Origin of the sequence: Cupriavidus agavae (genome assembly GCF_004217045.1) — a bacterium.
Taxonomy (GTDB): Bacteria; Pseudomonadota; Gammaproteobacteria; order Burkholderiales; family Burkholderiaceae; genus Cupriavidus; species Cupriavidus agavae.
Genome location: NZ_SGXM01000001.1, coordinates 1,932,185 through 1,953,460 on the forward strand (window position 1 = coordinate 1,932,185; position 21,276 = coordinate 1,953,460).

Annotated in this window: 17 protein-coding genes and 1 tRNA gene; 10 read left to right on the forward strand and 8 right to left on the reverse strand. The window is 65.5% G+C overall.

What is annotated here, in order from left to right:
- Positions 1 to 196 precede the first annotated feature (196 nt).
- The 6 genes from EV147_RS08770 (at position 197) to EV147_RS08795 (ending at position 5,957) form a co-directional block, all read left to right on the forward strand.
- A complete protein-coding gene (locus EV147_RS08770) occupies positions 197 to 946 on the forward strand; it encodes a GntR family transcriptional regulator (protein WP_130390698.1) in 750 nt (249 codons plus the stop codon).
- A 207-nt stretch (positions 947 to 1,153) separates the two neighbouring features.
- Positions 1,154 to 2,560 carry a nucleobase:cation symporter-2 family protein gene (locus EV147_RS08775; RefSeq protein WP_130390699.1) on the forward strand — a complete coding sequence of 469 codons (1,407 nt, stop codon included), beginning with the start codon at positions 1,154 to 1,156 and terminating at the stop codon, positions 2,558 to 2,560.
- 204 nt (positions 2,561 to 2,764) lie between these two features.
- Positions 2,765 to 3,709 (forward strand): allantoinase PuuE, encoded by a 945-nt coding sequence (gene puuE / locus EV147_RS08780; RefSeq protein ID WP_130390700.1) that lies wholly within the window; start codon positions 2,765 to 2,767, stop codon positions 3,707 to 3,709.
- Entirely contained in the window at positions 3,706 to 4,227 is a 522-nt protein-coding gene (gene uraD, locus EV147_RS08785) for a 2-oxo-4-hydroxy-4-carboxy-5-ureidoimidazoline decarboxylase (RefSeq protein WP_130390701.1), read from the forward strand. Before puuE ends, uraD begins: the two co-directional genes overlap by 4 nt.
- Before the next feature lie 120 nt (positions 4,228 to 4,347).
- Positions 4,348 to 5,451, forward strand: a complete 1,104-nt coding sequence (locus EV147_RS08790; protein WP_130390702.1) for a porin — start codon at positions 4,348 to 4,350, stop codon at positions 5,449 to 5,451.
- Positions 5,452 to 5,711: 260 nt separating this feature from the next.
- Entirely contained in the window at positions 5,712 to 5,957 is a 246-nt protein-coding gene (locus tag EV147_RS08795) for a hypothetical protein (protein ID WP_130390703.1), read from the forward strand.
- A gap of 121 nt (positions 5,958 to 6,078) precedes the next feature.
- On the opposite strand, the gene EV147_RS08800 is transcribed toward EV147_RS08795, so the two are convergent.
- Positions 6,079 to 8,400: an NADP-dependent malic enzyme gene (locus tag EV147_RS08800; RefSeq protein ID WP_130390704.1), complete on the reverse strand. Its 2,322-nt coding sequence runs from the start codon at positions 8,398 to 8,400 to the stop codon at positions 6,079 to 6,081.
- A 218-nt stretch (positions 8,401 to 8,618) separates the two neighbouring features.
- The gene (locus tag EV147_RS08805; protein ID WP_235844675.1) at positions 8,619 to 9,236 is read right to left on the reverse strand and encodes a DUF4136 domain-containing protein; all 618 of its coding nucleotides are present in this window, start codon (positions 9,234 to 9,236) and stop codon (positions 8,619 to 8,621) included.
- Positions 9,237 to 9,497: 261 nt separating this feature from the next.
- Between EV147_RS08805 and pepN the strand changes: the two genes are divergently transcribed.
- Both pepN and EV147_RS08815 read left to right on the forward strand, forming a co-directional pair.
- Entirely contained in the window at positions 9,498 to 12,191 is a 2,694-nt protein-coding gene (pepN, locus tag EV147_RS08810) for an aminopeptidase N (RefSeq protein ID WP_130390706.1), read from the forward strand.
- A 77-nt stretch (positions 12,192 to 12,268) separates the two neighbouring features.
- Positions 12,269 to 13,291, forward strand: coding sequence for a class 1 fructose-bisphosphatase (locus EV147_RS08815; RefSeq protein WP_130390707.1), 1,023 nt, complete (start codon positions 12,269 to 12,271; stop codon positions 13,289 to 13,291).
- Positions 13,292 to 13,345: 54 nt separating this feature from the next.
- Here EV147_RS08815 and EV147_RS08820 read toward each other — a convergent pair whose 3' ends face one another.
- The 6 genes from EV147_RS08820 to EV147_RS08845 form a co-directional block, all read right to left on the reverse strand.
- The gene (locus EV147_RS08820; protein ID WP_130390708.1) at positions 13,346 to 14,260 is read right to left on the reverse strand and encodes an aldose 1-epimerase; all 915 of its coding nucleotides are present in this window, start codon (positions 14,258 to 14,260) and stop codon (positions 13,346 to 13,348) included.
- 86 nt (positions 14,261 to 14,346) lie between these two features.
- Positions 14,347 to 15,630 carry a TRAP transporter large permease gene (locus EV147_RS08825; protein WP_130390709.1) on the reverse strand — a complete coding sequence of 428 codons (1,284 nt, stop codon included), beginning with the start codon at positions 15,628 to 15,630 and terminating at the stop codon, positions 14,347 to 14,349.
- Positions 15,621 to 16,193, reverse strand: coding sequence for a TRAP transporter small permease (locus tag EV147_RS08830; protein WP_130390710.1), 573 nt, complete (start codon positions 16,191 to 16,193; stop codon positions 15,621 to 15,623). Before EV147_RS08830 ends, EV147_RS08825 begins: the two co-directional genes overlap by 10 nt.
- A gap of 91 nt (positions 16,194 to 16,284) precedes the next feature.
- Positions 16,285 to 17,235 (reverse strand): TRAP transporter substrate-binding protein, encoded by a 951-nt coding sequence (locus EV147_RS08835; protein WP_130391242.1) that lies wholly within the window; start codon positions 17,233 to 17,235, stop codon positions 16,285 to 16,287.
- A 108-nt stretch (positions 17,236 to 17,343) separates the two neighbouring features.
- Positions 17,344 to 18,240, reverse strand: coding sequence for an SMP-30/gluconolactonase/LRE family protein (locus EV147_RS08840; protein WP_130390711.1), 897 nt, complete (start codon positions 18,238 to 18,240; stop codon positions 17,344 to 17,346).
- Between the two features lie 3 nt (positions 18,241 to 18,243).
- Complete coding sequence (locus EV147_RS08845; protein ID WP_130390712.1) at positions 18,244 to 19,080, reverse strand: NAD-dependent epimerase/dehydratase family protein; 837 nt, start codon at positions 19,078 to 19,080, stop codon at positions 18,244 to 18,246.
- A gap of 685 nt (positions 19,081 to 19,765) precedes the next feature.
- On the opposite strand from EV147_RS08845, the gene EV147_RS08850 reads away from it, so the two are divergent.
- Together EV147_RS08850 and EV147_RS08855 are read left to right on the forward strand one after the other, a co-directional pair.
- Entirely contained in the window at positions 19,766 to 20,827 is a 1,062-nt protein-coding gene (locus EV147_RS08850) for a porin (RefSeq protein ID WP_130390713.1), read from the forward strand.
- Between the two features lie 300 nt (positions 20,828 to 21,127).
- Positions 21,128 to 21,203, forward strand: a tRNA-Thr gene (locus EV147_RS08855).
- Positions 21,204 to 21,276: the final 73 nt, after the last annotated feature.

The following is a 21,276-nucleotide window of genomic DNA, read 5'->3' on the forward strand; positions in this document are numbered from 1 at the left end:
ACTCGGTAGATACCCGTAGTTGTCGAAAACCGTCCTTGGTTTTGTTGACAATAGTGCTTGCATATCCAAATAATTGTCAACAATTTTTAGATCCGCGCAGCCGTATGACCGATATCAAGACGCTTGATGTCGATATCGGAACCGGTCGCTACGATCGCTGACCATCGCCCTTCAAAGTTTCCAGCGAGTGTCCAGGATGTCCAAGAATCTCAAGCTCATTGCCGCCACCCCCGCCGACGTCCTGACCGCGTCACCCGACAACAAGCCAGTCCGCAAGGGATCGGTGGAAGAGCGCATGTATCACGAGATCTATGACGCGATCATGGAACACCGCCTGCCGCCGCGCACCAAGCTGACGGAGCACTCGCTCTGCGAGATCTATGCCACCGCGCGCCACACCGTGCGCAAGGTGCTGTCGCGGCTGGCCGCGGACGGCATGGTGGACCTGGAGCCGAACCGCGGCGCGTTCATCGCCAGCCCGTCCACCGACGAGGCGCACGACATGTTCGAGCTGCGCCAGATGCTGGAGCGCGCCGTACTGGAGAAGCTGGCCTCGCTGCCGAACGTGCGCACCGTGATCGCGCCGCTGCGCAAGATGGTGGCCGATGAGCGCCAGGCCTTCCTCACGCACGAGCGGCCGCGCTGGATTCGCCTCTCGGCCGAATTCCACACCGCGCTGGCCGAGCTGTCCGGCAACCACCTGCTCGTGACGATGATGCGCCGCCTGGTGTCGCGCACGACACTGATGATCGCCAGCGTGGAAGCCCCCGGCCACAACGCGTGTTCGTTCGACGAGCACGACGAGATTCTCGACGCACTGGAACAGGGCGACGCCGCCCTGGCCCGGTCGCGCATGGCGCACCACCTTGGCGCGTGCGCCGACCGCGTGCAACCCGACGAACCAGGCAATTTCGATCTTCGCAGCGTGCTGGGCCGCTCCACCTAGCGCAATGTTCCCGCCGCCGGGCAACAGAGGTCCCCTGTTGCCGATGCCGCCCACCGGTTTTCGCCATCCCATCCGCCCGTCAGAGGCACGGTGAATTTCCGGACAAGAACCGTCGACAAATGCCCACGACAAGAGGCACCGACAGAACGGTCAAGGGCAGAACCCGGCGCGCGTTCCCATCCAAAACCAAAGGAGAGGAGACAACTCATGAATTCCGCAAGCACCACGGTCCCCACGGACCTCACGAACGAGCGGCTGCCCTCAGGGCGGTTGCTGGCGCTGGGCCTGCAGCACGTACTGGTGATGTACGCCGGCACGGTGGCGGTCCCGCTGATCGTTGGCGGCGCACTCAGGCTCCCCAAGGACCAGCTGGCATTCCTGATCAACGCCGACCTCTTCGCGGCCGGCCTGGCCACGCTGATCCAGGCCATCGGGTTCTGGAAATTCGGCATCCGGCTGCCGGTGATGATGGGCGTGACGTTCGCCTCGGTGGCGCCGATGATCGCCATCGGCAATGATCCCAACGTGGGCCTGCTCGGCATCTATGGCGCGGTGATCGCGTCAGGGCTGTTCGGCATCCTGATCGCGCCGATGATGGGACGCATGCTCGGGCTGTTTCCGCCCGTGGTGACCGGTACCGTGATCACGCTGATCGGCGTGTCGCTGATGCGGGTAGGGATCAACTGGGCCGGCGGCGGGCAGCCCACCACGCGCGCCGTGATCGACGGCGTGGTCAAGGAGGTGCCCAACCTAGCCTACGGCGACCTGGGCAACCTGGCCATCGCGGGCCTGGTGCTGGTGGTGATCCTGGTCCTGAGCAAGTTCGGACGCGGGCTGATCTCCAACTGCGCGGTGCTGCTCGGCATCGTGATCGGCACGCTGGTGGCCATGGCCATGGGCAAGGTGTCGTTCGAGGGCCTGCACGAGGCAAGCTACGTGGCGATCATCACCCCGCTGCACTTCGGCATGCCGACCTTCGAGATCACCGCCATCCTGTCGATGTGCATCGTGATGCTGATCACGCTGGTGGAGTCCACCGGCATGTTCCTGGCGCTGTCCGACATCACGGGCCGCAAGCTCAGCCGCAGCGACCTGACCGCCGGCCTGCGCGCCGACGGCCTCGGCACGGTGATCGGCGGCGTGTTCAACACCTTCCCGTACACCTCGTTCTCGCAGAACGTGGGCCTGGTCACGGTCACCGGCGTGCGCTCGCGCTACGTGGCGGCAGCCGGCGGCGTGATCCTGATCGCGTTCGGGCTGTTTCCGAAGATGGCGCACGTGGTGGCCTCGGTGCCGCAGTTCGTGCTCGGCGGCGCCGGCATCGTGATGTTCGGCATGGTGGCCGCCACGGGCATCCGCATCCTGGGTTCGTGCGATTTCAACAAGAACCGCCACAACCTGTTCATCGTGGCGATCTCGATCGGCTTCGGCATGATTCCCACGCTGTCGCCCACGCTGTTCCAGTACCTGCCCAAGTGGACCGACCCGTTCACCCACAGCGGCATCGTGCTGGGCACCATCGTCGCCGTGGCGCTGAACCTGTTCTTCAACGGCATGCAATCGGCCGACGAAGCCATGCGCAACGCCGCCGCCAACTCGCACGGAACGGAGTAACGACACCGACGATTGACCCACGACAATCCATGACGACAATCGGGCGGCAACAATCGCTGCACGCCGCCGCCACGATGTCAAGCCCGCCAGTGCGCCTCTGGCACGCGCTTTGCGTAAGTGAAGCCGCTGCCAGGCGCCCGGCCGAGCGGGCAGATCCAGTTTCTCCCTGGGCATCCGAAGCACCTGAAGCAGACACAAGAACAGATGACACACGATAACTATCCACGCGATCTCATCGGCTACGGCGCGCGGCCGCCGCACGCCCGCTGGCCGGGCGGCGCACGCATCGCGCTGCAGTTCGTGCTCAATTACGAAGAGGGCGGCGAGAACTGCGTGCTGCATGGCGACGCCGCCTCGGAGCAGTTCCTGTCCGAGATCATCGGCGCCGCGGCCTACCCCGCGCGCCACATGAGCATGGAGGGCGTCTATGAATATGGCTCGCGCGCCGGGGTCTGGCGCATCCTGCGCGAGTTCGAGCAGCGCAAGCTGCCGCTGACCGTCTTCGGCGTGTCGATGGCGCTGCAGCGCCATCCGGAGCTGACGCGCGCCTTTGTCGAACTGGGGCACGAAATCGCCTGCCACGGCTGGCGCTGGATCCACTACCAGGGCATCGACGAAGCCACCGAGCGCGAGCACATGCGCATCGGCATGCAGATCATCAAGGACCTGACCGGGGAGATGCCGCTGGGCTGGTACACGGGCCGCGACAGCCCCAACACCCGCCGGCTGGTCGTGGAACACGGCGGGCTGCTCTACGACTCGGACTACTACGGCGACGACCTGCCCTTCTGGACCGAAGTGGAAGTCAGCGGCGGCGCCCGCAAGCCGCACCTGGTGGTGCCGTACACGCTCGACTCCAACGACATGCGCTTTGCCACGCCGCAGGGCTTCAATACCGGCGAGCAGTTCTTCCAGTACCTCAAGGATGCGTTCGACGTGCTCTACGCCGAGGGCGATCCGAGCGGGCTCGATTCGCCCAAGATGCTGTCGGTGGGCATGCACTGCCGCCTGCTGGGCCGGCCGGGCCGGTTCCGGGCGCTGCAGCGCTTCCTCGACTACGTGCAGTCGCACGACAAGGTCTGGATCAGCCGGCGTATCGATATCGCCCGCCACTGGATCGAACACCACCCCCATCGGAGCGCAGCATGAGCCAGACCACGTTTTCCATCGCCGAGCTGAACGCGCTGCCGGAAGCTGAATTCGTCAAAGTACTAGGCGGGATCTACGAGCACTCGCCGTGGTTCGCCGAGGCGGCCGCCAAGCATCGTCCTTTCGCCAATACGGCCGAACTGGCCACGGCGCTGCGCGGCGCCGTCGATGCCGCGGGCCGGGACGCCCAGCTGAAGCTCGTGCGCGCCCACCCGGAGCTCGCCGGCAAGGCGGCCGTGCGTGGCGAGTTGACCGCCGAATCCACGCGGGAACAGGCCGGCGCCGGCCTGGACCAGTGCACACCCGAGGAATTCCAGCGGCTGCAGGGGTTGAACGCGGCCTACAACCAGAAGTTCGGCTTCCCGTTCATCCTGGCTGTCCGGGGCTATGACCGCCACGGCATCATCGACGCTTTTGCAAGACGTCTGGAGAACACACCCGATGTCGAGTTGCAAACTTGCATCAACCAGATCCACCGCATTGCGCAGTTCCGGCTGAACGACTTAGTATCCGCCTGAAAAAAAAGTCCACGGCAGTCAAGGAAGAGAAATCCGAAAGACGCAAAAGAAGCCCAACAGGGCTCCGGCACACAAGAAAAAACGTTTCGCGCAGCATTTCACAACCACGGAGGTCTTTACATGAAGAAGCAGTACAAGCCGGCTCTCAAGCTGGCGGCAATCGCGGCCACCCTTTTCTCCGGCGCGGCCATGGCCCAGTCCAGCGTCACGCTGTACGGCCAGGCTGACATGTTCGTCGGCGGCATCAAGAGCGTGGGCGGCGCCGACCGCGCCTACGTGGCCAACTCGGGTGGCATGCAGACGTCGTACTGGGGCATCAAGGGTACGGAAGACCTGGGCCTGGGCACGAAGGCGATCTTCGACCTGAACGGCTTCTTCCGCACCGATTCGGGCAGTTCGGGCCGCTTCAACGGCGACGCCATGTTCAGCCGCAACGCCTATGTCGGCCTGCAGAACGACCGCCTGGGCTCGGTCAAGCTGGGCCGCAACACCACGCCCTACTTCGTGTCGACCATCCTGTTCAACCCGCTGGTTGATTCGTACGTCTTCAGCCCGATGATCTTCCACACGTACTTCGGCGCCAACAACGGCAGCGTGTACGATCCGGGCATCATCGGCGATTCGGGCTGGAACAACTCTATCGTCTACTCGACGCCAAACTTCGGCGGCCTGGTGGCCAACTTCATCTACAGCGCGGGCGAATCGGCCGGCAACGCCAGCAAGGCCAAGTGGGGCGGCAACGTGACCTACTTCTCGGGCCCGCTGGCCGCCACGGTGGCCTTCCAGCAGGTCAAGTTCGACAACACGCCGTTCGACCTGACCAACCCGCCGACCACCCCGAACGCCAACACGCCGTACATCGTCGGCTTCGACAAGCAGACGGCCGTCCAGGCCGGCGCCTCGTACGACTTCAAGATTCTCAAGGTCTTCCTGCAGGGGCAGTACATCAAGACCGACGTCAATGCCAACCCGAACGGCGATATCAAGCATATCGACGGCCAGGGCGGCGTGTCGATCCCGGTGGGTGCCGGCAACATCCTGGCGTCGTACACGTACGGCCGCGTGCTGAACGAAGTGTCGAGCTTCAAGCGCAACACGATGGCCGTGGCCTACGACTACAACCTGTCGAAGCGCACCGACGTCTACGCCGCCTATTACTACGACAAGATCACCGGCATCGAGCACGGCGACAGCTTCGGCGTGGGTGTCCGCCACAAGTTCTAAACGCGAACCCCGCGTTCGCGAGCCGTACCGCAGCCCTGAAGCCTGCCCTGGTGGCAGGCTTTTTCATGCGTGCAAAGCTCCGCCTGGGGCCATAAATCCTCACGTCCATGGTGCATCGCAGCACGTCATTGCGCGGCGGACAAGGATGGGAAACGGCCGCTTCATAGTCGCTTTCAATTGGCGGCGCCCCGCGCTTATACCTAGATTGGTTTTCCGGACTGTGTGCCGGACCACGTAAATCAGGACGAGTGAGGTGACGCATGCGGCGCTATGTGAAGTCCCGATCGGAACTCATGGCCATATTGAGCCAGTGCCTGGACAACAATCCGGAATGCGGCGAGATGGAATTGCACGCGATGCGTGTGCATCAGCCGGACCATACGGGTTGCAACTGGAGCGCGGAGGTCGATTTGCGGCAGGAGTCGTTCGATGACGTGGCATTGCAGATGGCCGCGGCTCGCTCGATCATCGTGGTAATGCGGGAGCAATACAACGTGCTGCAGTGAGCGGCACGATCGTGCGTATTGACCCGCCGACGCGCTGGTACCCCGGCAGAAGTGCCAGCGCACCGACAAAAAAACCGGGCCGCATCAGCGGCCCGGTTTCTTTTTTGCGATGACGCCCGGATCAGCGGATCGCGTTGGCTTCCGCCACGGCCACGGCCGTCATGTTGACGATGCGGCGGGTGGTGGCCTGCGGGTTCAGGATGTGCACCGGCTTGGCTGCGCCCAGCAGGATCGGGCCCACGGTCACGCCCTGGCCGCCCGTCATCTTGAGCAGGTTGAACGCGATGTTGGCCGCGTCCAGTGTCGGCATCACCAGCAGGTTGGCGCTGCCGGCCAGCTTCGTGCCCGGCAGGAAGTGACGGCGCACGTCCTCGTCCAGCGCGGCATCGCCCTGCATTTCCCCTTCCACTTCCAGTTCCGGCGCCACGCGGGCCAGGATCGCAGCCGCCTCGCGCATCTTCTGCGCCGACGGGCGGTTCGACGAACCGAACATCGAGTGCGACATCATCGCGGCCTTCGGATGCAGGCCGAAGCGTGCAATCTCCGCCGCCGCCAGTTGGGTGATGTCCGCCAGTTCCTCGGCGCTCGGGTCATCGTTGACGAAGGTGTCGGTGATGAACAGCGTGTGCTTTTCGAGCATCAGCGCGTTCATCGCGGCGAACACCTTGGCGTCCGGCGCCAGGCCGATCACGTCGCGCACGTGCTCCAGGTGCGCCTCGAAGCGCCCCACGGTGCCGCACAGCAGCGCGTCGGCGTCGCCCATGTGCATCAGCATCGTGCCGATCAGCGTGTTCGAGCGGCGCAGCGCCACCTTGGCCATGTCCGGCGTCACGCCGTCGCGGCCACGCAGCGCGTGATACGCCTCGTGGTACGCACGGTAGCGCGGATCGTCTTCCGGGTTGATCAGTTCGAAATCCACACCGGGACGCAGGCGCAGGCCCGCCTTCTCGATGCGCATCTGGATCACGTGCGGACGGCCGATCAGGATCGGACGTGCCAGGCCCTCGTCCACCACGCCCTGCACGGCGCGCAGCACGCGCTCTTCCTCGCCCTCGGCGTAGGCCACGCGCTTCGGCGCGGCCTTGGCGGCCGAGAACACGGGCTTCATGATCAGGCCCGTGTGGTAGACATAGCTCGACAGCTGCTGGCGGTAGGCGTCCAGATCCTGGATCGGACGCGTTGCCACGCCCGACTCCTCGGCGGCCTTGGCCACGGCCGGCGCGATCTTCTCGATCAGGCGCTGGTCGAACGGGGTCGGGATGATGTAGTCAGGGCCGAACTTCAGCTCGCGGCCACCATAGGCGGCGGCCACGGCGTCGTTCAGTTCGGCTTCGGCCAGCTCGGCAATCGCCTTCACGCAGGCCAGCTTCATTTCTTCCGTGATCTTCGTCGCGCCGCAATCGAGCGCGCCGCGGAAGATGTACGGGAAGCACAGCACGTTGTTGACCTGGTTCGGATAGTCCGAACGGCCCGTGGCGATGATGCAGTCCGGACGCGCGGCCTTGGCCACTTCCGGGCGGATTTCCGGTTCCGGGTTGGCCAGCGCCAGGATGATGGGCTTGTCGGCCATGGTCTTGACCATGTCGCCGGTCAGCACGCCCGAGGTGGAGCAGCCCAGGAACACGTCGGCGCCGTTGACGATGTCGGCCAGCGTGCGCGCCGTGGTGTCCTGCGCGTAGCGGGCCTTGTTGGCTTCCATGTTGGCGTCGCGGCCCTGGAAGATCACGCCCTTCGAATCGACCACGAAGACGTTCTCGCGCTTCACGCCGAGGCTGACCATGGTGTCCAGGCAGGCAATCGCGGCAGCGCCGGCGCCGGAGACGGCCAGCTTCACATTGCCAATCTCCTTGCCCACGACCTTCAGGCCGTTCAGCAGGGCGGCGGCCGAGATGATGGCCGTGCCGTGCTGGTCGTCATGGAAGACGGGAATGTTCATGCGCTCGCGCAGCTGCTTCTCGATGTAGAAGCACTCGGGCGCCTTGATGTCCTCGAGGTTCACGCCGCCCAGCGTGGGCTCCAGCGCGGCCACGATCTCCACGATCTTGTCCGGGTCGCGTGCGTCGAGTTCGATGTCGAACACGTCGATGCCCGCGAACTTCTTGAACAGGCAGCCCTTGCCCTCCATCACCGGCTTGCCGGCCAGCGGGCCGATGTCGCCCAGACCCAGCACGGCCGTGCCATTGGTGATCACGGCCACGAGGTTGCCGCGCGAGGTGTACTCGGCAGCCATCGCCGGATCCTTGTGGATCTCCTCGCACGCATACGCCACGCCGGGCGAATAGGCCAGCGACAGGTCGCGCTGGTTCGAGAGCGCCTTCGTTGCCGTTACCTGAATCTTGCCTTTGGTCGGGCTGCGGTGATATTCGAGTGCCGCCAGGCGCAGTTGGGCTTCGGGGCTGTTCGGGGCGTGTTGCGGTGCATCACCGCTGGTCTTGCTGCTCATCTGCTTGGTCCAGGAGAGAAGGCGAAAAAAATCGAGGAGCCATTCTAGCCCAGTCAATACGCGCCGGCGGACCTTTGCAACGTGCATTTCAAGGTTTTTGCCGGCCGCGCCGGCAAATCACCTGTGACCATGTGGCACGCAATGCGCGCCGTCTCACCAGTCAACCGCGAAGGTGGACGAATGTCGACGATTGCATGCGGAGCCCGTGCCCCCGGCGGCTACGGTTTGCTGTCCTTTTCCACCTCCAGCGTCACGCGCCGGGGCCGCCCGCTTTCCGCCGGGAAATCGGTGAACGCGCTGCGGATCATGTAGGGCATCACGCCGGTCAGGGTGCCGCCCTCGGTCGTGTTGCGGGCCGTCACCTGGTAGACGCGCTTGCCGCTGGCAGCGTCCTTGAAGAAGACGCGCAGGTTCGAGAATGTCACCGGCACGTCGCGCACCACGGTCTGCGGCGGCCAGTAGCCCGGCCCCCAGCCGTACGGGCCCCAGGGGCGGTACCAGCCGTAGGGGCCCCAGTACGGCCCCCACGGGCCGTACCACGGATCGGGATAGTAGGTTTCGGCCACCCGCACGAAGCCCGGCGCCGCGTCGTAGTCCATCGAGACCAGGTAGCGCGCCTGTTTCGGCGGCAACTGTTCGAAGCCAAGCCCGGCCAGCGATTGCGCCAGCCACAGCTCGTAGGTCTGCCGGTCAAGCTGGTCGGCCTGCTGGGGCGTCCGGTCGAAGGCGTAGGTGCGCGGGGCGTCGTTCTGCCAGCCGGCCTCGCGAAATGCCGTCACCTCGGTGGTGATGGTACTGGCGCAGCCCGACAGCCACAGCGCCCCGAGCGCGATCAGCGCCCAGCTTCCACCCCGCCGTGCCGGGCCGGTCCAGCCCGCCCCGCCGACCCGTCTGCTCCACGCCGTCACCGCTTGCCACATCGTAAATCCTTGAAATAGTTGGTCCGCTCACGTTTCCTCAGACACGTCCGGGGCGTCCGAATTCCCGTGCCCGCCCCCCTCCGGCGCAGCCCGGCAACCCCTTGGCTACAATGAGGGCTCCAGGGACCGTTCCGCACGGCCCGCCGCCCCCGGTCACTCCGAAGACAGGACTTCCCCATGCTGCGCACCGATACGCCCGTTACCGTCTATCGCAAGGACTATACTCCGCCCGCGTTCGCCATCGACCACGTCGAACTGGTGCTCGATCTCGACCCGCAGCGCACCATCGTCACCAGTACGCTGACGCTGCGGCGCACCGCCACGACCGACGTGCCGCTGGTGCTGGCCGGCGAGGCGCTGGAACTGGTCGGCATCCGGCTCGACGGGCAGCCGTTCACGGCGTTCAGCCTGGACGACGACACGCTGACGCTGAGCGGCCTGCCCGAGCAGGGCACGCTCGAAATCACCGCCGCGTGCAATCCGGCCGCCAACACCACGCTGTCCGGCCTCTACGTGTCGAACGGCAACTTCTTCACGCAGTGCGAGGCCGAAGGCTTCCGCCGCATCACGTACTTCCTCGACCGGCCGGACGTGATGGCCACCTACCGCGTCACGCTGCGCGCCGACCGCGCGGCCTGCCCGGTGCTGCTGTCGAACGGCAACCTGCTGGGCGAGCGCGACCTGCCGGACGGCCGCCACGAAGCCGTCTGGGAAGACCCGTTCCGCAAGCCGTCCTACCTGTTTGCATTGGTCGCCGGCAAGCTCGAACGGATCGAGAAAACGATCCGGAGCGCCTCGGGCCAGGACAAGCTGCTGCAGGTCTGGGTGGAGCCGCAGGACCTCGACAAGACCCGGCACGCGATGGACTCGCTGGTGCACTCGATCCGCTGGGACGAGCAGCGCTTCGGGCTGGAACTCGATCTCGACCGCTTCATGATCGTTGCCGTGAGCGACTTTAACATGGGGGCGATGGAGAACAAGGGCCTGAACATCTTCAACACCAAGTACGTACTGGCCAATGCGGAGACGGCTACCGACGTGGATTTCGCCAATATCGAATCGGTGGTGGCCCACGAGTACTTCCACAACTGGACCGGCAACCGCGTGACCTGCCGCGACTGGTTCCAGCTCTCGCTCAAGGAGGGCCTGACGGTCTTCCGCGACCAGGAATTCTCGGCCGACATGATGGGCTCCGAATCGGGCCGCGCCGTGAAGCGCATCGAGGATGTGCGCGTGCTGCGCCAGGTGCAGTTTCCCGAGGACGCCGGTCCGATGGCCCACCCGGTGCGGCCCGACAGCTTCGAGGAGATCAACAACTTCTACACGGTCACCGTCTACGAGAAAGGCGCGGAGGTGGTGCGGATGTACCAGACGCTGCTGGGCCGCGACGGCTTCCGGCGCGGCATGGATCTCTACTTCCAGCGCCATGACGGCCAGGCCGTGACCTGCGACGACTTCCGCGCCGCCATGGCCGATGCCAACGGCCGCAACCTCGACCAGTTCGGGCTCTGGTACAGCCAGGCCGGCACGCCGGTGGTAACCGCCACGACGCAGTGGGACGCCCAGGCCGGGGCCCTGACGCTGACGCTGGCCCAGCGCTGCCCGAAGGTAGGCATCGAGACCCGCGCCGGCTCCCCCGACAAGCAGCCGTTCCACATTCCGTTCGCCATCGGCCTGCTCGATGCGCACGGCAACGACCTGCCGCTGCAACTCGATGGCGAGGCCGCCGCCGGCGCCACCACGCGCGTGCTCGATTTCACGCAGGCCGAGCAGACCTTCCGCTTCGTCGGCCTGCCCGCCGGTGACCGCGCGCCCCTGCCCTCGCTGCTGCGCAACTTCTCCGCGCCGGTCATCGTCGACCATGAGTACAGCGACGCCGACCTGACGTTCCTGCTGGCCCACGACAGCGATGCCTTCAACCGCTGGGAAGCCGGCCAGCGGCTGGCCACCCGTGCGCTGCTGCAACTGGTGCAGGACGTGCAGGCCAACCGCGAGCTGACGCTCGACCCGGCGCTGGTGTCGGCCTTCCGCACCGTGCTGACCGATGGCTCGCTGAACCCGGCGTTCCGCGAACAGGCGCTGATGCTGCCGGCCGAGGCCTATCTGGCCGAGCGCATGGGCGTGGCCGACCCCGCCGCGATCCACCGTGCCCGGCTGTTCATGCGCGAGGGCCTGGCCCGCGCGCTCAAGGCCGAATGGCTGGCCGCCTACGGCGCCAACGCCACGCCCGGCGACTACAGCGCCGATGCCGACTCGATGGCCAAACGCGCGCTGCGCAACCTCGCGCTCGGCTATCTGGCCGACACGGGCGACGCCGACATGCAGGCGCTGGCCGACGAGCACTATCGCGATAGCACCAACATGACCGACCGCTTCGCGGCGCTCTCGGCACTGGTCAACAGCTTCGCGCCGGGCCGCGAGCACGCGCTGGCCGATTACTACGAGCGTTTCGAGACCGACGCGCTGGTCATCGACAAATGGTTCTCGCTGCAGGGCATGCAACGCGGCGAGGTAGGCCCGCACGCCGGCAAGCGCACGATCGACACCGTGCGCGCGCTGATGGAGCATCCCGCCTTCAACCTGCGCAACCCGAACCGCGCCCGCTCGCTGATCTTCAGCTTCTGCTCGGGCAATCCGGCGCAGTTCCACGCCCAGGACGGTTCGGGCTACCAGTTCTGGGCCGACCAGGTGCTGGCGCTCGACGCGATCAACCCGCAGGTGGCCGCGCGGCTGGCACGTGTGATGGATCGTTGGCAAAAGTACGAGATCCCGCTGCGCGACCGCATGCGCGCGGCGCTGGAACGCGTGGCGGCGGCTTCCACGCTCTCGCGCGACGTACGCGAGATTGTGGGCAAGGCGCTGGCCAGCTAAGGGCCTCCGGGCGACCGAAAACGGGCTGTCCGTAGCGGCGGCCCTGTAGAATGGCGGCCATCCAAGGAGAACGCACCATGACACGCATCAGCCTCACCCGCTATCTGGTCGAGGAGCAGCGCAAGCACAACACGATCCAGCCGGAACTCCGGCTGCTGATCGAGGTGGTTGCGCGCTCCTGCAAGGCCATTTCCAACGCCGTCAGCAAGGGCGCCCTCGCCGGCGTGCTGGGCTCGGCCGGCACCGGCAACGTCCAGGGCGAGACCCAGCAGAAGCTCGACGTCATCGCCAACGAAGTGCTGCTGGACGCCAACGAATGGGGCGGCCACCTGGCGGCCATGGCATCGGAGGAAATGGACTCGTTCTACGAGATCCCGAACCGTTACCCGAAGGGCGAATACCTGCTGCTGTTCGATCCGCTCGACGGCTCGTCGAACATCGACGTGAACGTGTCGATCGGCACGATCTTCTCGGTGCTGCACATGCCCAAGCCGGGCGAAACCGTGACCGAGGCCGATTTCATGCAGCCGGGCACGCAGCAGGTGGCGGCCGGCTACGCAGTCTACGGCCCGCAGACCACGCTGGTGCTGACGGTGGGCAATGGCGTGCACATGTTCACGCTGGACCGCGAGGCCGGCAGCTTCGTGCTGACGCAGTCCGACGTGAAGATCCCCGAGGACACCAAGGAATTTGCCATCAATATGTCGAACATGCGCCACTGGGCACCGCCCGTGCGCAAGTACATCGACGAATGCCTGGCGGGCGAGGACGGCCCGCGCGGCAAGAACTTCAACATGCGCTGGATCGCCTCGATGGTGGCCGACGTGCACCGCATCCTGACCCGCGGCGGCGTCTTCCTGTATCCGTGGGACAAGCGCGAGCCCGAGAAGCCGGGCAAGCTGCGCCTGATGTACGAGGCCAATCCGATGGCGTTCCTGGTCGAGCAGGCCGGCGGCGCGGCCACCAACGGCCACGAGCGCATCCTGGACGTGCAGCCGACCAAGTTGCACCAGCGCGTCTCGGTGATCCTCGGTTCGAAGAACGAAGTGGACCGCGCCACGCGCTACCACCTCGAAGACGGCGCGAAGCCGGTGAACTGACCGCCGGTTCGGCCGGGCGACGGAACACGGGGTGCCTGCGGGCACCCTGTTTTTTTATCGGGCGTCGATCTCCCACTGCATCCGCCATGTGGCCGAGGCGCCCGGCTCCAGCCGCCGCAGGCCCGTGCCTTCCCAGCCGCGCGCCGCGAGATTGACGGCGTCAGCCACATGCGAGACCGGTTCGAGGCAAAAGAAGTCGCAGCCGCCCGGGGCATGCAGCACGAGGTGTTCGAGCCCTTCCCCGGCGCGCAGCGTCAGCGCGGCACCATCGGGGCGTTTCAGCGTTGCCGTACGCTTCCAGCCGCCGTAGTAGCGGCTGAAATCACCCTCGGGCAGGTCGCGCTCGCGCAGGAAGCGCTCGCGCTCGCCCACAGTGGTCCGCGCGGTAGCCACCCCGCCCGCATCGGCCGGCCACACGTACGCGGCATCGAACTGCACGCGCAGCCCCGGCACCCGGGCGAAGAACGGGTGAAAGCCACCGCCCACGGGCATCGCCGTTTCGCCATCGTTGCGAACCGCCATTTCCACTTCGAGCCCTTCCGGCGTCAGGGTCAGTGTCTGCCGCGCGGCGACCCGCCATGGCCAATCCTCGCCCGAGGGCGCGTGCGCCAGCGTCATGACGATGCGGCCCTCGCCCGGCTCGGCCACCCACGGCCGCGCATGGCCGAAACCGTGCATCGCGTGGGCCTGGCCCGGGTGGGCGGGCAGCACGATATCGCGCCCGTCCCAACGGAAGCGCCCTTCGCGGATACGGTTGGAGAACGGCAGCAGCGGATAGCTGCCGGACTTGGGCCACTGGTGCGCGTCGAAGCCCTGGGTTGTGTCGAGTGGGGCCAGCCAATCGATGATCGCGCCGTTGGCGCGCGTGGTTTGAAGCGACGCCATGCGGCCGCCGAGCGATGGGGCGATGACTAGCGTGTGAAGGCCGGCTTGGAGAGTGTGAATGGGGCCGGCGGAGAGCAAAGCCATGTTCAACGTTTCACAATGTTTGCTCCCCTCTCCCCCGCAGTGGGAGAGGGGAGACAACCGGGAGCATCTGATACTTGCCCTCGCGATTACTTCAACAACATCTCAGGCAGCCACAGCGAGAACGCCGGCACATACGTCACCAGCAGCAGCGCGGCCAGCAGGGCACCGTAGAACGGCCAGATCGTGCGCATCACCTGCCCCACCGACACGCCGCCAATGGCGCAACCCACGAACTGGGTGGTGCCCACGGGCGGCGTGTTCAGCCCCAGCGCGCAGTTGATCAGCATCATCATGCCGAACTGGACCGGGCTCATGCCGTAGTGGATGCAGATCGGCAGGAAGATCGGCGTGCAGATCAGGATCGTGGCGGCCATGTCCAGGAACGTGCCCAGGATGAACAGCATCACGTTGACCATCAGGAAGATCATCCACGGGCTGCTCGACATCGAGCCCAGGAACTCGCCGGTCAGCGCCGCCACGCCGTACAGGCTGATCATGTAGCCGAACGTGGCCGAGATGCCGATCAGCAGCAGCACCACGCCGGTGGTCTTCACGGCCTTGGCGGCCGCCTTGATGAACTGTTCCCGCGTCAGCGAGCGGTACAGGAACACGGTCAGCGTCAGCGCGTAGAGCACGGCCACGGCCGCGGATTCGGTCGCCGTGAACACGCCCGACAGGATGCCGGCGATGATCAGCACCACCACGAACAGACCCGGCAGCGCGGCGGCCAGCGAATGGCCGACGATTTCCCAGCCCGGGAACGAACCGGCCGGATAGCCCCGCTTGCGTGCCACGAAGTACGCGGCCGCCAGGTTGCAGATGGTCAGGATCAGCGCCGGCAGCAGGCCGGCCAGGATCAGCGCGGCAATCGACACCTTGCCGCCCGCGGCCAGCGTGAAGATGATCATGTTGTGGCTGGTCGGCATCAGCGCGCCCACCAGCGACGCATGCGTGGTCACGTTGACCGCGTAGTCGGCGTGATAGCCCTCCTTCTTCATCATCGGGATCATGACCGCGCCCATGGCCGACACGTCAGCCACCGGCGACCCCGAGACGCCGCCGAACAGCGTGCAGGCGACCACGTTCGACATGCCCAGCCCGCCGCGCACATGGCCGGTCAGCGACTTGGCGAAGTCGACGATGCGGTTGGCGATGCCGCCGTACAGCATCAGCTCGCCCGCGAAGATGAAGAACGGGATGGCCAGGAACGAGAACGCGTTCATGCCCGAGGTCATCTGCTGGAACACCACGGCCAGCGGCAGGCCCTCGTACAGGATGGTGGCCACGGCCGACAGGCCAATGGCGAATGCAACCGGCACCCCGAGGATCAGGAAGCCGAAAAAGCTGATGGTGAGAATGATCAGTGCCATGCCGGCTCCACTTCCGTGCCTTTCAGCACTGCAATCAGGTGTTCGATCGAAAACAGCACGATCAGCACGCCGGCGATGACCGGCGGCAGGTAGCGCCAGCCCTCCGAGATGCCGAGCGTGGGCAGCTTGTAGTCGGCCACGGACAGCGCCAGCAGCGCGCAGTTGTAGGCCATGATGGCGCCGAAGCTGCCCACCAGCACGTGGATCAGCAGCTCGATCTTGGTGCGCACCGCATCGGGCAGCAGCACGAGCAGCGATTCGAGGCCGATATGGCCCGCGTCGCGCACGCCCACGGCGGTGCCGAACATCGTCACGTAGAGCACCAGCAGCATGGCGATCGACTCGGCCCAGGTGGGCGTGTCGTTGAGCACGTAGCGGCCAAACACCTGCGTGAGCACGGCCACGACCAGCAGCACCAGCCCGAGGACACCGAGTCCGAGGCAGGTGCGGGCCAGCGTGGCGCACAGACGTGTGTAGAAGTTGGCGTGGACGGCGGGCGCCTCGAGGGCGTCGGCGCGCACGCCCTCCGCCGGGCTGGCCGGCGTGGGGGATGGCGAAAGCATGATGAAATTCCTGCAGCGGTACGACGGCAAAAAGGACTGCCCGCGGCGCCGGGTCAGCCCCGGGCCACGGCCACTACGGTGACGGCAGGGCTTACTTGGTGTCCTGCGCGCGGCGCACCAGGTCCTTCATCTGGGCGCTGGTGATGAAGCGGTCGTACACCGGCTTCATCGCGGCCTGGAACGAGGCCTTGTCCACCTGGATGATCTGCACGCCCGACGCCTCCACGAGCTTGCGCGACTTCAGCTCGCGCTCGTCCCACAGCTTTCGCATGAACGGCACCGAATCCTTGGCTGCCTGGCGCACCATTGCCTGGTCGTCCTTCGAGAGCTTGTCCCAGGCCACCTTCGAGAACAGCAGGATTTCCGGAGCCATCGAGTGCTCGGTCAGCGAGTAGTACTTGGCCACCTCGAACTGGCGCGAGCTTTCGTAGCTGGGCCAGTTGTTCTCGGCGCCGTCCACCAGGCCGGTCTTCAGCGCGGTGTAGACCTCGCCCCACGGCATCGGCGTGGCGTTGGCGTGCATGGCTTCGAGCAGCGAGACCCAGAGGTCCGACTGCTGCACGCGGATCTTCATGCCCTTGGCGTCAGCCAGCGACTTGATCGGGCGCTTGGTGGTGTACATCGAGCGCGAGCCGCTGTCGTACCAGGCCAGGCCGATGAAGCCGTTCTTCTCGCACGACTTCAGGATGTCGTCGCCCACCGGGCCGTCCAGCACGTGGCGCATGTGCTCGGTGGAGCGGAACAGGAACGGCATGGTCGGGACGATGGTCGCCTCGCAGATGTTGTTCATCGCGGCCGAGTTCACGCGCACCATCGACAGCGCGCCGATCTTGGTCTGCTCGATGGCGTCCTTCTCGCTGCCGAGCGCGCCCTGCGCGAAGACCTTGACCGTCATCTTGCCGTTGGAACGCTGCTTGAGCAGTTCGCCCATCTGGCGCACCGCCTGCACGGTCGGATAGTCGTCCGGGTGAATGTCGGCGGAGCGGAACTCCACGGCCTGCGCGGCCAGCGGCAGCGCCATGGCGGCGGCCACGGCAGCCATCAGGGTTGCCAGGCGGGTACGGGGTTGCGAGAAACGGGTAGAAAACATCGATGCCTCCAGTGTTGTATTTCTTCGGTGCTTCGGTACTTCGGTATTTCGAAACTTCGCTCAGTCGCGCAGGACCGGCTCGGCGATGCCGCGCACGCCGGGCCGCAGCGCCACGACCGCGCCCGACAGCGGATCGGTGTCGTCGGTGCGGATCGACGTGACGTAGAGCGTGTCGAGCCCCGCCCCGCCGAACGCGCACATCGCGGGCTTGGCGAACGGCACGGCCACGCTGCGATCGAGCCGGCCATCGAGCGTGAAACGGTGCACCTGGCCCGCGTCGTTGCCGCAGATCCAGTAGCAGCCCTCCTCATCCACGGCGGCGCCATCGGGCCGCCCCGGATAGGTGTTCATGTCGATGAACAGGCGAGGGTTCGACGGCGTGCCGGTGCCGGTGTCGTAGTCGTATGCCCACACGGCCTGCCGCGCCGGGTGCGAATCGGACACGTACATCGTGCGGCCGTCAGGACTGAAGGCCAGGCCGTTCGGCGTGATCAGTTCGTCGCGGATGACGTCGAGGGCGCCGGTGCGGGCGTCGAAGCGGTAAAGCTTGCCGTCGGTGGCGGCCAGCGACATGTCCATCACCATCGTGCCGGCCCAGAAGCGGCCCTGGCGGTCGCAGCGGCCATCGTTGAAGCGCATGCCGGCGTGGCTGTGGGCCACGGTCGCCACTCGCGTGGCGGCCGGCGCCGGTTGTCCCGGCACCAGTCTGGCCGTACGGAACAGTCCCGTCTCCATCGCCAGCAGCCAGCCGCCGTCGGCAGTCATCGCCATGCAGCCGGCCATCTCGGGCACGGCCCAGTGGTCGGCGCGGCCGGTGGCCGGATCAAAGCGCCAGAGCGTGCGGTTGGGGATATCGGTCCAGTAGAGCGCGGCCTCGGCGGCGTGCCAGACGGGGCTTTCGCCCACGCCGCAGCGCATCTCGCCGATCCGTTCGATGCCTTGTGCGAGGCTGGTCATGGCTCAGTCCCCGAACGGGCCAGCCTTCACGAAGGCCCCGCCCTGGTACCAGCCCGCCGGATCGTCGGCCGGCAGCGGCGGCACCGATTCCACCTTGGCGCGGAACTGCTCGGACGACTCCACGGGCCGGAAGCCCAGGCGCGCGGCCTTGCTGTTGTCCCACCAGCTGTCGCGGTTGGCCGAGGCGCCGTAGACGATCAGGAAGCCCACTTCCGGGACGAAGATCGCGCGCCTGACCAGTTGTTCGAGGTCGTCATAGCCGAGCCACGTCACCATCATGCGGCGGTCCTTGGCCTCGGGGAACGACGAGCCGATGCGCAGCGCCACGGTCTCGATGCCGTAGCGGTCGCTGTAGAAGCTGGCCAGTTGCTCGCCGAACGCCTTGCTGACACCGTAGTAGCCGTCCGGCCGCGCCGGGGTGTCGGCGTCCAGCACCTCGCCCTGACGGTAGTAGCCGATCACGTGGTTCGAACTGGCGAACACGATGCGCCGCACGCCCTGGCGGCGCGCCGCCTCATAAAGGTTGTACGTGCCCTGGATATTGGCTGGCAGGATTTCCTCGAACGGGCGCTCCACGGACACCCCGCCCAGATGCACCACGGCATCGACGCCCTCCAGCAGCGCGTGGACGGCCTTGGCATCGGACAGGTCGCAGGTGACCACCTCTTCCTGCTCGCCGGCCGGGCCGAGGTTGGCGATGTCGGACACGCGCACCACGTCCGCGTAGCGCTTCAGCCGGTCACGCAGGACCTTCCCGAGGTTGCCGGCGGCGCCAGTCAGCAGGATGCGGTGGCAACGGGTGGCAACGCCGTCGAGTGGATCTTTCAGAGTCTGGGACATGTTTCGGCTGCATGGGTACGCGGGACCTGGCCGGCGAACTCATGACTGATTTGAGAGTTATTGATCTGTCGTCATACAACGCCACTGGAATCTAATCGTCGGCCTAATTTCGGTCAAGATCACTCCGCCTCAGTGAATTCCCTAGAAGTTTTAAGTTGCAGACATCCAGACGTTAATTGCTGCACTGCAAATTTCTTAACTCAATTGAGTGAGAGCACCATTTTGGGGATACTCATATATTAGCTCTCCTAAAATCCGGAAACCGTTATGGATAATGGGAAAGCGGTCTATTAAGCGAACCGCGAAAAGATACCTTGCGGCAGTCCGAAAGCATCTTGCTTGCATCGGTCAAGTTGAAGAATGCCGCTCTGCATCAACGGCTGGCGGCTGAAATCAGCCTCTTTCTCTTGGCGCCTGGTGTTGTTCTACAACGCAATGTCTTGTCGTATGTCTTGCGATGTTATTTTTCTGTAAGGTACGATGTCATAGGACATCACATCACATGAATTGCCTTTCCCAATTCCATGTCACGCGTGTCCCGGCGCGTGGAAGACCGTTAATTCCACGCGCCACCCATGCCCGCCGGTGCAGGTAATGCCCGAGCCAGACGCAGCAGAAGTCAAAGCATTCGCCACCGGCAATTTCAAATCCAACGTCATAACAAGCCAGGATGGAGACTCAAAACATGAAGCGAGCCCTAGCGCCCTTCCTCACCACGGCAGCACTCGCGGCGCTTGGCGCCCCGGCTGCGGCCCAGGCGCAGTCCAATGTCACGCTCTACGGCATCGTGGACACCACGATCCGCTACACCACCAACGAAAGCGCCAATGGCAACGGCAAGGTGCAGATGACCGACGGCGTGCTGACCGGCAGCCGTTGGGGCCTGTACGGCGTGGAAGACCTGGGCCGCGGCTACCAGGCGCTGTTCGTGCTCGAATCGGGCTTCTCGCCCGACGCCGGCCAGAGCCTGCAGGGCAACCGCCTGTTCGGCCGCAAGGCCTACGTCGGCATGCAGGGCGACTTCGGAACGGTCACGCTGGGCCGCCAGTTCACCGTGATCCACGAGGTCATCGCCAGCTACGACGCCTACGCACTGGCCAATCTCTCGATCGTCGGCTTCCAGGGCGGCAACTACACGGGCGGCGTGCGCCAGGACAACATGATCAAGTACGCCGGCAAGTTCGGCGGCCTGACCATCGCGGCCCAGCACGCGTTTGGCGAACAGCCGGGCAGCGTGGCCAAATCGTCGTCGACGGGCGGCAGCCTGACGTACGCGGCCGGCCCGTTCATGGTTGCCGGCGGCTACCAGATCATGAAGGACACCACCACGTACTACGGTGTCACGGTGCCCAACAGCGACCAGAAGGTCTGGACGCTTGGCGGCACGTACACGGCCGGCCCTGCCACGATCTACCTCGGCTACACCAACAGCAATGTCGACAACGCCGGGTACAAGAACCAGGCCGGCTACCTCGGCCTGAAGTACCAGTTCAACCCGGCCTGGTATGTCCTCGCCAGCGGTACCTACGACCACCTGAAGACGGGCAGCGACTCGGGCAACCGCGTCACCGCCGCCGTGATGCTCGACTACTCGTTCAGCAAGCGGACCGACGTCTACCTGGAAGCCGACTACACGTCGCTGACCGACGCCTGGCGCACGCTCGGCGCCCAGCCGACGTTCCAGACGCCGTTCTACGGCCACGGCAGCCGCGTGGGCGTGATGGCCGGCCTGCGCCACAAGTTCTGACCCGGGGCGAGCCCCGCTCAACGGCGAAAAGGGGGCGACATCGCCCCCTTTTTCAAGCCTCGCTCAGGCGCGCCCCGTGCGATGCTTACGTCTGTCAGCCAGTGACATCGCGGCGATGGCCCCGGCAGACCCGGCGAAAAAATTCGCACGAGGGGCTTCACAAACCGAAAGGTCGCTGCTAATATTGCTGGCTCTGTTGGACGCGACGCAAAACAGCCTAACGCGGTGAAAACCGCAGCAAGTTCGGCTAATTTGCACGAATGTCGAGCCCACGGAACAGGTTTCACAAGTCCAGGTTTCGCCGGTGTAGCTCAGTTGGTAGAGCAGCGCATTCGTAATGCGAAGGTCGTAGGTTCGACTCCTATCTCCGGCACCATCACTTGAGTAGAAAGGGCAGCCCATCCGGGTTGCCCTTTTTGCTTTGGGCGTTCCGCGCCAGGCGCGCGTGC